Source organism: Pseudomonas sp. AL03 (assembly GCF_029960815.1).
Lineage (GTDB): Bacteria > Pseudomonadota > Gammaproteobacteria > Pseudomonadales > Pseudomonadaceae > Aquipseudomonas.
In genome coordinates this window covers 12,321-26,294 of sequence record NZ_JASBRE010000031.1, presented here as the reverse complement: position 1 = coordinate 26,294, position 13,974 = coordinate 12,321, and the positions used below count along the sequence as shown (strand labels likewise).

13 protein-coding genes and 1 pseudogene are annotated in these 13,974 nt (G+C 58.2%); 6 read left to right on the top strand and 8 right to left on the bottom strand.

Going from position 1 to position 13,974, the window contains the following annotated elements; all coding sequences use genetic code 11:
• The first annotated feature begins 27 nt into the window (after positions 1 to 27).
• Entirely contained in the window at positions 28 to 1,815 is a 1,788-nt protein-coding gene (locus tag QK293_RS23240) for a SulP family inorganic anion transporter (protein ID WP_282381518.1), read from the top strand.
• A gap of 16 nt (positions 1,816 to 1,831) precedes the next feature.
• On the opposite strand, the gene QK293_RS23235 is transcribed toward QK293_RS23240, so the two are convergent.
• Entirely contained in the window at positions 1,832 to 2,200 is a 369-nt protein-coding gene (locus QK293_RS23235) for a DUF5064 family protein (RefSeq protein WP_282381517.1), read from the bottom strand.
• Between the two features lie 211 nt (positions 2,201 to 2,411).
• Here QK293_RS23235 and QK293_RS23230 point away from each other — a divergent pair, with 211 nt between their 5' ends.
• Positions 2,412 to 2,885, top strand: a complete 474-nt coding sequence (locus tag QK293_RS23230) for a GNAT family N-acetyltransferase (protein ID WP_282381516.1) — start codon at positions 2,412 to 2,414, stop codon at positions 2,883 to 2,885.
• A 4-nt stretch (positions 2,886 to 2,889) separates the two neighbouring features.
• Here QK293_RS23230 and QK293_RS23225 read toward each other — a convergent pair whose 3' ends face one another.
• Entirely contained in the window at positions 2,890 to 3,315 is a 426-nt protein-coding gene (locus QK293_RS23225) for a hypothetical protein (protein WP_282381514.1), read from the bottom strand.
• Positions 3,316 to 3,514: 199 nt separating this feature from the next.
• Here QK293_RS23225 and QK293_RS23220 point away from each other — a divergent pair, with 199 nt between their 5' ends.
• Positions 3,515 to 3,886 (top strand): PH domain-containing protein, encoded by a 372-nt coding sequence (locus tag QK293_RS23220; RefSeq protein ID WP_282381512.1) that lies wholly within the window; start codon positions 3,515 to 3,517, stop codon positions 3,884 to 3,886.
• Between the two features lie 124 nt (positions 3,887 to 4,010).
• Positions 4,011 to 4,124, top strand: a pseudogene (locus tag QK293_RS23215) (GTP pyrophosphokinase); the annotation flags it as partial.
• A 92-nt stretch (positions 4,125 to 4,216) separates the two neighbouring features.
• On the opposite strand, the gene QK293_RS23210 reads toward QK293_RS23215, so the two are convergent.
• On the bottom strand, positions 4,217 to 5,893 hold the full coding sequence (locus QK293_RS23210) for an MFS transporter (RefSeq protein WP_282381509.1): 1,677 nt from the start codon (positions 5,891 to 5,893) through the stop codon (positions 4,217 to 4,219).
• Positions 5,894 to 6,121: 228 nt separating this feature from the next.
• A complete protein-coding gene (speF, locus tag QK293_RS23205; RefSeq protein ID WP_282381507.1) occupies positions 6,122 to 8,305 on the bottom strand; it encodes an ornithine decarboxylase SpeF in 2,184 nt (727 codons plus the stop codon).
• 590 nt (positions 8,306 to 8,895) lie between these two features.
• On the opposite strand from speF, the gene QK293_RS23200 reads away from it, so the two are divergent.
• Positions 8,896 to 9,684, top strand: coding sequence for a DeoR/GlpR family DNA-binding transcription regulator (locus tag QK293_RS23200; RefSeq protein ID WP_282381504.1), 789 nt, complete (start codon positions 8,896 to 8,898; stop codon positions 9,682 to 9,684).
• 76 nt (positions 9,685 to 9,760) lie between these two features.
• Here QK293_RS23200 and QK293_RS23195 read toward each other — a convergent pair whose 3' ends face one another.
• A complete protein-coding gene (locus tag QK293_RS23195; protein WP_282381502.1) occupies positions 9,761 to 10,612 on the bottom strand; it encodes a CAP domain-containing protein in 852 nt (283 codons plus the stop codon).
• Positions 10,613 to 10,787: 175 nt separating this feature from the next.
• Here QK293_RS23195 and QK293_RS23190 point away from each other — a divergent pair, with 175 nt between their 5' ends.
• The gene (locus QK293_RS23190; protein WP_282381500.1) at positions 10,788 to 11,408 is read left to right on the top strand and encodes a cell wall hydrolase; all 621 of its coding nucleotides are present in this window, start codon (positions 10,788 to 10,790) and stop codon (positions 11,406 to 11,408) included.
• 20 nt (positions 11,409 to 11,428) lie between these two features.
• Here the strand turns inward: QK293_RS23190 and QK293_RS23185 are convergent, their stop codons facing one another.
• The 3 genes from QK293_RS23185 to QK293_RS23175 all read right to left on the bottom strand — a co-directional run bounded on the left by QK293_RS23185 (position 11,429) and on the right by QK293_RS23175 (position 13,449).
• Positions 11,429 to 11,914, bottom strand: coding sequence for an adenosine-specific kinase (locus tag QK293_RS23185; RefSeq protein WP_282381498.1), 486 nt, complete (start codon positions 11,912 to 11,914; stop codon positions 11,429 to 11,431).
• Between the two features lie 187 nt (positions 11,915 to 12,101).
• The gene (locus QK293_RS23180) at positions 12,102 to 12,800 is read right to left on the bottom strand and encodes a dienelactone hydrolase family protein (RefSeq protein WP_282381496.1); all 699 of its coding nucleotides are present in this window, start codon (positions 12,798 to 12,800) and stop codon (positions 12,102 to 12,104) included.
• Positions 12,801 to 12,933: 133 nt separating this feature from the next.
• The gene (locus QK293_RS23175; protein WP_282381494.1) at positions 12,934 to 13,449 is read right to left on the bottom strand and encodes a DoxX family protein; all 516 of its coding nucleotides are present in this window, start codon (positions 13,447 to 13,449) and stop codon (positions 12,934 to 12,936) included.
• Positions 13,450 to 13,974: the final 525 nt, after the last annotated feature.

The following is a 13,974-nucleotide window of genomic DNA, read 5'->3' as shown; positions in this document are numbered from 1 at the left end:
CGCAGTACACCAAAGGGCTACAGTCCTATGAGCCATTCGGATTCTTCGCCTCCCGTCCCGGAACCGGGCCGGATTGCACGCCGGGATACCGGCGACGATACCGGCTGGGGCCGCTGGCTTCCTGGACTTCGTACACTGCGTGGATACCAGGTTGCCTGGTTGCGTCACGACATCATGGCCGGGCTGGTGCTCACCACGATGTTGGTACCCGTCGGCATCGCCTACGCCGTGGCATCGGGCGTACCCGGCATCTATGGCCTCTACGCGACCATCGTTCCGCTAGTCGCTTACGCATTGTTCGGGCCTAGCCGGATTCTGGTGCTGGGCCCGGATTCTTCATTGGCCGCCGTTATCCTTGCTGTCGTCCTGCCTCTGTCGGGCGGCGACCCGCATCGCGCCGTCGCCCTTGCGGGCATGATGGCGATCGTTTCAGGAGTCGTGTGCATCCTGGCGGGCATCATGCGTTTGGGCTTCATTACGGAGTTGCTTTCCAAACCGATCCGCTACGGGTACATGAACGGGATTGCGCTCACGGTTTTGATCAGCCAATTACCCAAGTTTTTCGGTATTTCGATTGAGTCCGACGGCCCGTTGAGAAACATAGGGGCTATCGTCACCGCGGTGATGGAAGGAAAGACCAACTGGACCGCGTTCATGATCGGCGCAGCCACCTTGGCCGTGATCCTGCTGCTCAAGGACTACAAACGCGTGCCGAGCATCTTGATCGCGGTGGCAGGTGCGACCGTTGCCGTCGGTGTGCTGGACCTTGCCGCACGCGCGGGTGTGTCGGTCCTCGGTGCTCTTCCACAAGGTTTACCTGCGTTCGCCATCCCTTGGATCACCCGCGCCGATATTGTCCCCGTGCTCATCGGCGGTTGCGCCGTCGCCCTGGTGTCGTTCGCCGATACCAGCGTGCTCTCTCGTGTCTATGCGGCACGGACCCGTACCTATGTCGATCCGAACCACGAGATGGCAGGGCTCGGCTTTGCCAATCTGGCGGCTGGATTTTTCCAAGGCTTTCCAATCAGTAGCAGTTCTTCACGTACCCCCGTGGCCGAAGCCGCAGGCGCCAAAACCCAGTTGACCGGCGTTGTTGGCGCGTTGGCTGTTGCACTGCTGTTGGTGGTGGCGCCGAACCTGTTGCAGAGTTTACCCAGCAGCGCACTGGCAGCGGTTGTGATCGCGTCGGCTATCGGCCTGATTGAAGTCGCCGACCTGCGACGTATTTATCGTATCCAGCGCTGGGAGTTCTGGTTGTCGATTGTCTGCACCGTCGGCGTAGCCGTGCTGGGTGCGATCGAGGGTATCGGCCTGGCCATTGTGATAGCCGTCATCGAATTTCTGTGGGATGGCTGGCGGCCATATTCCGCGGTACTGGGGCGGGCCGATGGCGTCAAGGGGTATCACGACACCCAGCGCTATCCTGACGCGCGCCTTATACCCGGCCTGGTACTGTTTCGCTGGGATGCGCCGTTGTTTTTCGCCAACGCCGAACTGTTCAATGACCGAGTGCTCGACGCAGTGGCGGCATCGCCTACGCCAGTGCGCTGGTTGGTCGTTGCGGCGGAACCCGTCACCAGTGTAGACGTGACCTCTGCCGACATGCTGGCTGAGCTGGACGACACCTTGCACGCCGTGGGCATCAAGTTGTGCGTGGCCGAGATGAAGGACCCGGTCAAGGACAAGTTGAAACGATTCGGTCTTTTCGCACGGCTTGGCGAAACGGCGTTCTTTCCAACCATAGACGATGCAGTCGACAGCTATCTCTTGATCCATCCGGTGGATGGGGCGGGTCGACAGGACGAGGCGCGTTAAGTGGCATTGGAGTCACTCAGCGACGGTCGTTCTCAGCGTTATCCCGATTGACTGGATCACCCGGTTTGACGCCGAGGTTTTCGCGAATATCCTCGTACATCGCGTCGTATTCTTTGTGCCCGCGCATGATGAGGCTGGCATTCGCCGGCACTCCATGCTTGATCGCAGCCTTTGCCACGCGGCTGGCAAAGTTGAAGGCCGTGTCGCGGTGCATATCGAATTCTTCAGTGAAGCTTTTACCTGATACCTCTCCGACCATTTTGAAGTGCATCAGCATGCCTTCCTTGGGGTTGCGGCGGACTTCATAGAAGACATCAATGTTGTATTCCGGGACTCCGGGAATGCCAGGAGTATTAGTACGATTCAGGTGACCGGGCTTGAACATGGGAGGCTCCTTTTTGGTTAATGGCTAACTTTTTACCAGTTCATGGAATCGCATTAATGGAGCGTGTTCCATAGTGTGGTGCTATCAATGTGTCGCAGCGCAAGTCTCCCCTTAGAGCTTAGGTGATCGCTTGGTGCTTTCTACCTCCGCTTCACATTGGACAAGCCAGCCCTCCACCAACGCCGTCCGCCACTGGCTAACGGAGATTGAAATGTTAGAGATTAAACGAGCCCATCACGGTGATTGCCGGACGGCATTCGACATTCGCTTTCAAGCGATACGGCATCAATGCATCGGCGCCTATACCCCGGCGCAACGGGAAGTCTGGACGGCAGGAGCCGCTGAGGACGGATATTGCGACCTGATGGAAAAACACTTTTATCTGGGGTGTATTCAGGGAGAACCGGTGGCGACAGGAATGCTTGATCTGGAGAGGCGCGAAATCGGCGCGATTTTTGTCCTGCCTGGCTTTATGCAGCGAGGCATTGGCAAGCGCATTCTGGATTACCTTGAATGTCTGGCACGGGATTTGGGGCTGGTGGAAGTTAAACTGGACGCTACGTTGAACGCTGCTCAGTTCTACCGGCGGTGCGGTTTCGTCGGTGAGCAGACGGCTATTTACCCGTCGCCCTCCGGCCTGCAACTCGCTCGCATTCCAATGGTGAAGGGGCTGTTGCGTTCTTGAACAGCTACTTCGCTTTCCAGTGACCACCGCCCGACTCGCAATCAATCTTCGCCTGACTCAAATGCTCAGCGTTGTAGTAATACGTAGTCACTTGAGCATTGTCGGGAATGTTGAGCGATTTGCTGTTCTTGTCCTTGCTGGTTGAGTGAGGGTTGGCCAGCGATTCTTGCGTCAACGTCGCGATACACGTGGCCTGATAACGATCGGCGCACTGTTCGACTTTTTTCTTGGTGCTGGCCAGCATGTCTTTACTCTCGTTGCTGCATGACCAATCGATGGCGTTCACCGGCATGCCTTCGTACTCATAGCAGCTATGAGATTCCACCACCGGAACGGAAGGGCTTTGAGAGCGGGTCAGCACGTCACAGCCTTCAGCCATGACCAGGGTGGGACTCAGGCTGGCAAGCAGAAACAGCAGTCTACTGTTCATCGGGAATTTCCTCTCCAGTGGCGCCTTACTTGATCAAGAATCGCGCTTATAGGGTTTCGAAAACGCGATGAGGCGCGGGGTTCAATTCGTTTTATAGGCCCGCTGCGGGAGGGGGCGCAAAAAGCGAAAACCCGATGGTATGCTCACCACGCCACGCGCTGGCAATCCAGGGAACACTCTTTAAGGAAAGGAATGGCGGATGATTGATTTCAACAACAAAGGCTTTTTCAAGCTCAAGCAAAACAACGAGTATGCAGAGCGAGTCACCGCGCTGCTGCTGGACGGCGAGCACGTCATTGATGCCTACAAATCCATGCGCGACGGCGTGGTGTTTACCAATAAACGAATCATCGCGGTCAATGTACAAGGCATCACCGGCAGCAAAAAAGACTTCACCTCACTGCCTTACAAAAACATCGTCGCCTACTCCGTGGAAACCTCGGGCACCTTCGACCTGGATTCTGAACTGGAAATCTACTTTTCGGCGCTGGGCAAAGTGAAGTTTGAATTCACCGGGAAGACGTCGATGGTCGAGATTTCGAAACTCATCTCACTGCATCTGTTGGGTTAAGTCCGGATTTATACGGGCATTGCGTCGAGGAGGCTTACCCCCTCGTCGCAATGCGGACGCCGATTACCCAGGGAGAGCGACATGCACCAGACACTGGAACGCGCCATTGCCATCGCCGCCACCGCGCCCGGCGGACCTGGAAGAAAACAGCGACTTGTCGCGGATCGCGCAGCCGTTGTGGGAAGACCTGGAGCATATTGAAAAGTATCGACGGGCGATTGGCGTGTTGCGCTCGTAACGGGCCGAACAAATAGATCTGTCCCCATTTCCGGTCCCCATTTCCGTCCGTCCCCATTTCCCTCTCCCCTGCGGGAGAGGGCGGGTGCCTGCCTAGGTGTGATGAATTTCCCGATCCTTGGTTTCCGGCAGGAAGAACGTGCCAAGAATGGCCGTCATTACGGCGATGACGATGGGGTACCACAGCCCGTAGTAGATATCACCCGTGGCCGCGACCATGGCAAATGCCACCGTGGGCAGAAAGCCGCCGAACCATCCATTGCCGATGTGGTACGGCAGCGACATCGAGGTGTAGCGGATGCGCGCCGGGAAGAGCTCCACCAGCCAGGCGGCGATCGGGCCGTAGACCATGGTCACGTAGATCACCAGGATGGTCAGGAGCAGCAGCACCATCGGATAGTTGGTCTTGGCCGGGTCGGCCTTCTCGGGGTAGCCGGCGTCCTTGAGGGCGGTGCCGAGGGTGGCGGCGAAGGCGTCGTTCTTGGCTTTGAAGTCGGCGGCCGGCATGCCGGTGCCCTCGAAACTCGGGATCACCTTGTCGCCGATGCGGACCTGCGCGACGGCGCCAGGCTCAGCTTTCTCGTTCTTGTAGGGGATGGCCCTCTTCGCCAGCACCGTCTTGGCGAGGTCGCAGGAGCTGGTGAATTTGGCCTTGCCCACCGGGTCGAACTGGAACGAGCACTGGTCAGGATCGGCGATCACCGTGACCGGGTTCTTCTCCTGTGCGATGAACACGTCGGGGTTACCGTATTGGGTTAACGCATGGAAGATCGGGAAGTAAGTCAGCGCTGCGATAATGCAGCCGGCCATGATGATCCCTTTGCGGCCGATGCGGTCGGACAGGCTGCCGAATATGACGAAGAACGGCGTGCCGATCAGCAGGGAGCCGGCAATCAGCAAGTTGGCGGTCTGCGGGTCGATCTTCAGCGTCTGCAGCAGGAAGAACAGCGCATAGAACTGCCCGGTGTACCAGACGACGGCCTGGCCGGCAGTGCCGCCGAGCAGGGCCATGATCACGATCTTAAGGTTGTCCCAGCGGGCGAAGGATTCGGTCAGCGGCGCCTTGGAGGACTTGCCTTCGGCTTTCATCTTCAAAAACACCGGCGACTCGCTGAGTTGCAGGCGGATGTACACCGAGACGATCAGCAGCAGGATCGACAGCAGGAAGGGGATCCGCCAGCCCCAGGCCTCGAAGGCTTCGGTGCCGAGGATGGTGCGGCAGGCGAGGATCACCAACAGCGAAAGGAACAGGCCGAGGGTCGCGGTGGTCTGGATCCACGAGGTGAAGTAGCCGCGCTTGCCTTTCGGCGCGTGTTCGGCCACGTAAGTCGCCGCGCCGCCATACTCACCGCCCAGGGCCAAGCCTTGCAGCAGGCGCAGGGTGATCAGGATGATCGGCGCCGCCACGCCGATGGTCGCATAGCCGGGCAAAAAGCCCACGATGGCCGTGGAGATACCCATGATCACAATGGTGATGAGAAAGGTGTGCTTGCGCCCGATCATGTCGCCCAGTCGGCCGAACACGATGGCGCCGAAGGGGCGTACGGCGAACCCCGCGGCGAATGCGAGCAGCGCGAAGATGAAGGACGTCGTCTCATTGACGCCGGCGAAGAAGTGCTTCGCAATAATCGCGGCGAGAGAGCCGTAAAGGTAGAAGTCGTACCACTCGAACACGGTGCCCAGAGACGAAGCGAAAATAACCTTGCGCTCCTCCTTGGTCATCCCGTGGCGGGGCGCGCTGCCCGTGGGAGTGTTGTCGATTGCGGCCATGAGTCTTCTCCGTCTTGCTCTTGTTGTAGGCCGGAGTACCTCACTACCTTTTTGCCGCACCCAGGCCCTGGGGCTGATGTCGTCGGATGACGAATTGCGCGAAGCATGCACACAGGCTGACGGCCTCGCATCGCTGCAAGGTTTCTTGAAGCATAATTGGCTTCGCGCAGATATCCACTCGTCATCACGCTTAACCCCAGGGTGACACGCCGCTGGAGGCGTGAAGACTCAAGTCTTGATCACGTACCCATAGGCGCGAATGCGACCCCCTTCCTGTTTCAAGTACACGCCCTGTAGTTCCGGCGTGAAGCCAGGCAGTGAGTTGATACCTTCCTCCAGCGCCAGGAAGTACTTGAGCACTGAACCCCCCCATATTTCCCCGGGCACTACGCAAAGCACGCCGGGCGGATAGGGAAGGGCGCCTTCGGCAGCGATGCGACCCTCGGCGTCTGCCAGCGCCACCAGTTCGACGTTGCCACGGATGAATTCGAACTGTGCTGCCTGAGGGTTCATGGCCTTTTTCGGGAAGTGTTCTTTGCGGAACATCGCCTTCTGCAATTGCTGGACGTTGTGGGTGCGGTAGAGGTCGTGCATCTCCTGGCAGAGTTGACGAATGGTGTAGTTGCGATAGCGCTCCTGGTGCTGCGCATAGATGGCCGGCAACACCCGGCTCATCGGCGCGTCATCGCTGATGAAGCGTTCGAAACGCGCGATCTGAGAGGCAAGGTGGGTCATCTTCGCCCAGTCTTCGGCCGGGGTGAGCAGGAACAGAATCGAGTTCAGGTCGCATTTTTCCGGAACGATGCCATTTTCCCGCAGGAAGTTGGCGAGGATGCCGGCATGGATACCGAAGTCGGTGTAGCTGCCATCGACCGGGTCGATGCCTGGCGTGGTGAACAGCAACTTGCAGGGGTCGATGAAGTATTGCTTGTCGGCGTAACCGCCGAACGCGTGCCAGCGATCCTTCGGATGGAACTCGAAAAACCGGATGTCGTTGGCGATGACCTCAGTCGGATGGTCCTGCCATGGGCGTCCGTCAATGGTGTCCGGCACGAAGGGGCGGACCATGGTGCACGCTTCCAGAATCAACTTGCGCGCATCAATACCGAACTTCACGCAGTCTTCCCACAGCCGCTGGCCACTGCGCCCGGAATGGATACGCGCGTTCACATCCAGTGAGGCGAACAGCGGGTAAAAAGGGCTGGTAGACGCTTGGGACATGAAGGCGTTGTTCAGCCGTGCATGGTTGCAATAACGGGCCTGGCCCTTGATATGGCGATCTTTCTTGTGGATCTGCGAAGCCTGGGAAAATCCCGCCTGCTGTTTGTGCACCGATTGCGTGACAAAGATACCGGGGTCGTTTTCATGCAGGTCAAGCAGCAGCGGCGAGCAATCCTTCATCATCGGAATGAACTGTTCGTAGCCCACCCACGCCGAGTCAAACAGGATGTAGTCGCACAGTTTGCCGATGCGATCGACGACTTGTCTGGCGTTGTAGATGGTGCCGTCATAGGTTCCCAGCTGAATGATCGCCAGGCGAAACGGCCGTGGCAGTTGGGCCTTGTCCGGTGCGACTTCGCTGATGAGTTCGCGCAGGTAATCTTCTTCGAAACAATGGGCGTCAATCCCGCCGATGAACCCATAGGGGTTGCGCGCGGTTTCCAGGTAAACCGGGGTAGCCCCTGCCTGGATCAATGCACCTTGATGAATGGATTTGTGGTTGTTGCGGTCGAACAGCACCAGGTCGCCAGGCGTGAGCAACGCGTTGGTGACTACCTTGTTGGAGGCCGATGTGCCATTGAGTACGAAGTAGGTCTTGTCGGCGTTGAACACCTGCGCCGCGTGTTTTTGCGCCAGAAGTGCCGGACCTTCGTGGATCAGCAAGTCACCGAGCTTGACGTCGGCGTTGCACATGTCGGCGCGAAACAGGGTCTCGCCGAAGAAGTCGAAGAACTGCCGGCCAGCCGGGTGTTTGCGGAAAAACTGGCCGCCCTGGTGGCCAGGGCAGGCGAACGTAGCGTTGGCCGATTCGGTGTAGTGCTTGAGCGCGTCGAAGAAGGGCGGCAGGAGACTTTCCTCATAGGCTTTTGCCGCTGTCTCCAGCTGGTTGCCATGGTATTCGGCGTTGTTGCGCGAGGGGTCAAAAATGCCATTCACCTGAAGCAATACGTCCTGCAGGTGCTTGTAGACGTCCCGAGCGCGGTTGCCGGAACCAGGAGAGGCGACGAGGAAAATGGGGATATCGAAACCGGTTCGCTGCAGGGCGTCCAGGGCGCCCGCCATCACATCCTCGACAGAGAACACCGCAACCGCGACGTCGGTGTAGTCAGTTTGATTGAGTGAAATCACTTCTCGGGAGGTGTGGAAACAATCGAACGCGGAATCACTGGCGGCTATTTTCAGGGCTTTCATGCGGGGGAATCTCCTAGCGGACACTCACTTGTCTGCTGTTTTTCAAGAGATCAATTTACCGAGGGAGCCTTCAAGGTCCCCTGATCCAAATCATGTCGACACTGGTTATAGACCATGTTTGGCAAGGGTTATGGTTTTTCTACTCGCCGCGTCGACGCCATAAGCGCAGCGATAGACCGCCACTACGCTGCCCGGACCGCCGCCGGTGTGTCCGCTCAAGATCAGGCCGCCTGCCACCGCGCAGGCTGTTCAGGCGTGAGAGGCGAGCCGTTCGATACAAGGGAAAAAAGCATCAGTTGACTCTGGAGAGAGGAAGGTGCGTATCGCCATTGGCTTGCGCTGATCAGGCGTGCCCCAACGCAATCGCAAACGAGACCACGATCATGCACGCAAAGGCAAAGTTTAGATTCATGAAGTTTTCATCCAAAGCATGTGTGATGGCGCCATCTTGAACAGGTCACATAAAAATAAAAAATTCGGCTTCATGATTTGAATCATCAAAAGAATTGATGTCCGGTGGGTTTGTGTTTATCCCGCGCATTGACTAGTCTCGCACAAACACGCAATTTCACGCAAAAACAGGCAAAAACATGCGCGCCCAACACTCAGCCGCCGAGCTCCCTCATCTGCGCCGGCAAAAAATCCTGCTGATCCTCGAACGTGACGGCAAGGTCATGGCCTCCGAGCTGAGCCAGCATTTCGCGGTGTCCGAAGACACCATTCGCCGTGATCTGGCGGAGCTGGCCACCGCCGGGCTGGTGCAGCGAGTGCACGGCGGGGCACTGCCGCGACCCAAGGACACCGGCAAGGATTTTTTCACCCGCGTCAGCGAAACCGATGAAGTGAAAACACACTTGGCGCAACTCGCCGCACGCCAGGTACAGGACGGCCAGATTGTGATTTTCGATTCGGGGAGTACGACGCTGCAGATCGCCCGATCGCTACCGTCGGACATTTCCATTACGGCCGTCACCGCCTCGCCGATGATCGCGATCACCCTGGCCGAATACAAAGGCATCACGGTGATTCTGGCCGGCGGGCAACTCAATCCCGCGACTATGTCAGCCAGCGGGCATGAAACTCTGCGGCTGATCGAGGGCATCAAGGCTGATCTGCTGTTCACCGGGGTCTGCGCGATTCACCCGGAAGTCGGTATCAGCTCCCTGCATTTCGACGAGGTGCCGGTCAAACAGGCGATGCTCGCCAGTGCCTCCCATGTCGTTGCCGTCACCACCGCCGACAAGCTGGGGGCGATGGAGCCGTTCGTGGTCGCACCGTGTCAGCGCATCCATACCCTGATCACCGAGCGTCATGTGGCGTCGGGCAATGTCGAGGACTATCAAAAGCTCGGGATCGAGGTGGTGCAGGTGGAGGTGTGAAGAATCCATGACGGGTTTTTACTGTCCGGAGCCCAAAAGGGAGCTCCGGGTTCTGCCTGCAAAAAAAACCGGGCGTTTATGGCGTCCCGAACATTGCCGTCCAGTAAATCCCCGAATCACTCTTCGGATCTACCGCATACGCAGCCCCCAACTCCCGGTACTGCGGGTTCATCAGGTTCGCGCAGTGACCGGCGCTGGACACCCAGCCATCGACCACCTTGCGCACAGAGTCTTGCCCGGCAGTGATGTTCTCGCCGATCTGCCCGCCGCTGTAACCCGCCAGTTCAGCCCGGTCACCCGGCGTACGACCATCGCGGTCCTTGTGATCGAAGTAATTGTTGTTGGCCATTGACCGGGAGTGCTCCTCGGCCGCGGTCGCGAGCGTGACGTTCCAGGTGAGTGGCGTGGTGGCGGCAAAGGATTGCGTGCCGCACTGGCGCGGCTGGGTGCGCGCGGCGTTGAGCTCGGCCAGCAGCTTCTGGCCTTCCGCCTGCCAGTCGCCCAGGCGAGCGCTCAACAGCGGTCGTGCCAGCACGATGCGCCACTCGCGGTCCTGGTGGCTCACGCCGACATCGACGAACTGTGGGTCCAACACGATCTGGCAAAAACTTTCCTGAATGGCTTTCATCGCCGACGGCGCATCGCGCGGCCCGGACAGGCTGATCGCCTGTACGTTCTTCATCGGATAACCCGCGGTCGCCATCGCCTGCTGCAGATTGCCGATGCTGGTGGCGGACAGCGCCAGCCGTGGGTCGGCTGCCAGCGGTGGCAGTTCCTGCGAGACCTGACCCGCGCAACGCTGCACCTGGCTGCGGTAGACGTTGATCGAATCAATCAGTTGTTTCTCGTCGGCCGCCAACGCATTCACGGCGAACAACAGACCCAGTGACAACGTGGCAAAACGCGTAACGGATGATTTGAAACGCATGGAAATCCCCTTGAGCTGACTGCGCCCATGATGCGCGATTTCACCCCCGCGAGCGCAATGCCTTTCGCGCCCAAATACAGTTTTTTTTGTCCGTCTGTAGGAATGATTTTTCGCAACTACAATCAAGCAAAGTCGCCAGCGTGGCGTGCTCCCGGTTCAGTCGGAAGGGTTGGTCATGCGAGTTATCTGGATAGCCGCCTGCTTCGCAATAACCCTTCTCTTCGGCCACGCCACTGCATCTGAGCAGGAGCAAAAAAAGGAAGTGGCTGAAGACAAGGCCGAGGCCCTTGAACATAAAGCGGCGGAGAAGGGCACCGATGTACCGGTACCCCAGTCCGAAACAATCACCACGTCCGAAGTTCAGGCGGTCGATCCGGCCGGTCAGTCGCCTATGGACGATGCAATTACCTGTCTGGCCCGTTCCATTTACTGGGAAGCCAAAGGCAAATCGTCCGCCGACATGGAAGCCGTCGCCAGCGTCGTCATGAATCGACTGGGCCATGAGGGATTTCCGGCCACGGTGTGCGCCGTGGTCAAGCAGGGGTCTGAAACCAAGAATTGTCAGTTTTCGTGGTGGTGTGATGGACGCTCGGATCAGGTCCAGGAAGAAACCCAATACGCGACCGGCAAGGAAATCGCGCGCAAAGCGCTCAACAAACAACTGAACGACCGAACCCACGGCGCGATCTATTTCCACGACCGGAATGTGAAACCCAATTGGGCCAGGAAGTACATCAAGACCACCGAGACCTCGATGTTCCTCTTTTATAAGCCGCGTGGTGGGTCGGCGCGGTAGAACTACTTAACGGAGCGTGCTCAAAGTTTATAGCCGATCTGTCGCAACAGGTTCTTGCGCCACAGGATGTCCTCCTCGTCTTCAATGCCACTGGCACAGAAGCCATCCACGACGCCCAGAATCGCTCGCCCTTGTTCCGTCTCGGCGAGAATCACTTCAGTCGGATTGGCCGTTGCACAATAAATACGGCACACCTCTGGCACCATTTTGACGGTGTTCAACACGTTTAGCGGATAGAAACCATCGCCGAGGAAGATGATGAAGCTATGCCCTGCGGCGATGGCTTGCGCATTCTTCAGGGCCAGTTCGATCATGGCGCTATCGGTGCCAGACCCCCTTACCAGGCATTTGCCGGAGGCTTCGCAAAAGGCCACGCCAAAGCGGATACCTGGCACGGCATTGACCAATGCTTCGTGGATGTCCTCGACGGACTTGATGAAGTGCGTCTGACCAAAAATGAAATTCGTCGCTTCCGGTTTATCGATTTTCAACGTGATGAGTTGCATTTCAAACGCCTCCTTTCACGATGTTGCTACCAGGGGCTGGCCACACATCAAGCATAGCTACTCATAGGCTAATGCCTGTCAGTTAACGTAGATCTTGAGCCTGGTGAACACTCTGTGGCGAGGGGGCAAGCCTCCTCGCCACAGTCGAGCTCCCTGACCACAGGTTTCTCGCTAGTTTGTGTCGGCCTTACAGTTCCATCCCCAAAAAGATCAGCGTATTGCCATGTGCCTCAGCCGCTGCGCGCTGGTTGTAGCTGTCGCGGTGCGAGCAGTTGAAGCCATGTTCGGCTTCCGGATACACGACAATCTCCACGTTATCGTTGGTATCGAAACGCTCGGCGATTTTTTCCACGGCCTCCAACGGAATGTGGCTGTCCTGCTCACCGAAGTGCATCAGCAGCGGCACCTCGATTTCATCGACCCGGTCCAGTTGATTCTGGATCCCTCCGCCGTAGTAGGCGATTGCCACGTCCACCAGCCCATTGGCGGCGGTGTGGTACGAGAGCAAGCCACCGAAACAGAAACCGATAGAAGCAATGCCGCCGTCCAGGCCGGGCTGGGCTTTCAAGGCGTCGATGGCCAGTTCGATATCTTTCTGCGCCTTGCCGATGTCGGTGGCGTTCATCAATTCGACGGCGCGTTTCCAGCCAGCTTCGTCGTAGCCCAGTTCGATGCGCGGGCCGCTGCGCCAGAACAGGTCCGGTGCAATCACCAGGTAGCCGTCGGCCGCGTATTGCTCGACGACCGAGCGGATGTGTTCATTCACGCCGAAGATTTCCTGGATCAACACGATCCCCGGGCCTTTGCGGGTGTGCGGAATTGCCAGGTAAGCGCCGAATTTACCGTCGGGGCTGTCGATCTCGATCCATTGGGTGGTCACGCTCATGGTGGCTCCTGTCTTCGCATGTGAGTGGGGTGAAGCTTATTGGGGTTGTGTGGCCTGGAAGCTTGGGAGTGCCTGCATACGTTACGATTGCTCCGTTCTTGTGGAGTTCGAGGCATTATCGACGTGCTGGTGTTTAGCGATTATCACGACGCCAGAAAAATCGAGCCAGCAGCGCATCGAGGCTGAGCTTGCCGGCACCCGAGAGCAACAGCGGCGTAAAGGCCGCAAGGTAGATCAGCGGCAGTTTGAAGTTGCCGTGACCCTTGTTGCTGATGGCGTAACCCTGAGCAAGCTCACTCAATGTAGACCAATCGGCGGGCCAGTGAACGGCAGCGGTCGCGACGACCGTGACCACGGTCAAAATGATTGCCGAGATCCGCGTTCCCAGGCCGACCAGTATGGCCAGGGCGCAGATCAGTTCGGCCCACATCGACAGTTCCCAGTTCAGCGTGGCCGGAACGTGGTTGAAGGGAAACGGGAAGCTGTCCTGAATATCGGCGAACCAGTTTTCACCATTGAATTTTTCCAGGCCGGACTCGAAGAACTCCCAGGCGAGAAACACCCGCAGAGTCAGCGGTGCGATCCAGCTGCCGGCACGGTCGAGGTTCAGGTGCAGGCCTTTCACGGCCGATGAGAGTGAGGTGGTCATGGGCTTGATCTCCGTTCAGTCAGGGGAGTGGGGCAGCGGCGTGCCCCACGCGGGGGTTACTCGCCGGCGCCACACTTGCCTTCGCCACATTTACCTTCCGCCGGTTTTTCTGCCGTGTCAGCCTGGGCCTGGCTGTAACCGTGGGCCAGTTGTTTCATGGTGATACTCCGTAGCATTGAGTGAGTTGAGCGCTTTGATCGGCGAAGCCAATCGACAGTCACATTTCATCAAGCAGGTGTATCTGCGATGTGTCTTTGGCGCGGGGTTTTAGGGGCGGGGTGTGTCGGGGGCGCGGCTGTACACACTCTGATACGTAACCCCTGAAATTTCTCAGCCAGACCGCAGCCCTGTAGCAGCTGCCGAGCCTGCGAGGCTGCGTTCGGCTGCGAAGCAGTCGTGAAATCGATCGACTTGGTAGTTCAGGTAAATCGCGTAAATAGGGTTTACGACTGCTTCGCAGCCGACGCAGCCGACGCAGCCTCGCTGGAGCTCGACAGCTGCTACAGAGCCGATCGCAGAGCTGCT

Excerpts from the sequence above, each read along its gene's own strand:
- QK293_RS23190 (WP_282381500.1), top strand. The coding sequence starts at position 10,788 with ATGCGAGTTATCTGGATAGCCGCCTGCTTCGCAATAACCCTTCTCTTC.
- QK293_RS23240 (WP_282381518.1), top strand. The coding sequence starts at position 28 with ATGAGCCATTCGGATTCTTCGCCTCCCGTCCCGGAACCGGGCCGGATT.
- QK293_RS23195 (WP_282381502.1), bottom strand. The coding sequence starts at position 10,612 with ATGCGTTTCAAATCATCCGTTACGCGTTTTGCCACGTTGTCACTGGGT.
- QK293_RS23220 (WP_282381512.1), top strand. The coding sequence starts at position 3,515 with ATGATTGATTTCAACAACAAAGGCTTTTTCAAGCTCAAGCAAAACAAC.
- QK293_RS23210 (WP_282381509.1), bottom strand. The coding sequence starts at position 5,893 with ATGGCCGCAATCGACAACACTCCCACGGGCAGCGCGCCCCGCCACGGG.
- QK293_RS23185 (WP_282381498.1), bottom strand. The coding sequence starts at position 11,914 with ATGCAACTCATCACGTTGAAAATCGATAAACCGGAAGCGACGAATTTC.
- QK293_RS23225 (WP_282381514.1), bottom strand. The coding sequence starts at position 3,315 with ATGAACAGTAGACTGCTGTTTCTGCTTGCCAGCCTGAGTCCCACCCTG.
- QK293_RS23230 (WP_282381516.1), top strand. The coding sequence starts at position 2,412 with ATGTTAGAGATTAAACGAGCCCATCACGGTGATTGCCGGACGGCATTC.
- QK293_RS23175 (WP_282381494.1), bottom strand. The coding sequence starts at position 13,449 with ATGACCACCTCACTCTCATCGGCCGTGAAAGGCCTGCACCTGAACCTC.
- QK293_RS23180 (WP_282381496.1), bottom strand. The coding sequence starts at position 12,800 with ATGAGCGTGACCACCCAATGGATCGAGATCGACAGCCCCGACGGTAAA.
- speF (WP_282381507.1), bottom strand. The coding sequence starts at position 8,305 with ATGAAAGCCCTGAAAATAGCCGCCAGTGATTCCGCGTTCGATTGTTTC.
- QK293_RS23235 (WP_282381517.1), bottom strand. The coding sequence starts at position 2,200 with ATGTTCAAGCCCGGTCACCTGAATCGTACTAATACTCCTGGCATTCCC.
- QK293_RS23200 (WP_282381504.1), top strand. The coding sequence starts at position 8,896 with ATGCGCGCCCAACACTCAGCCGCCGAGCTCCCTCATCTGCGCCGGCAA.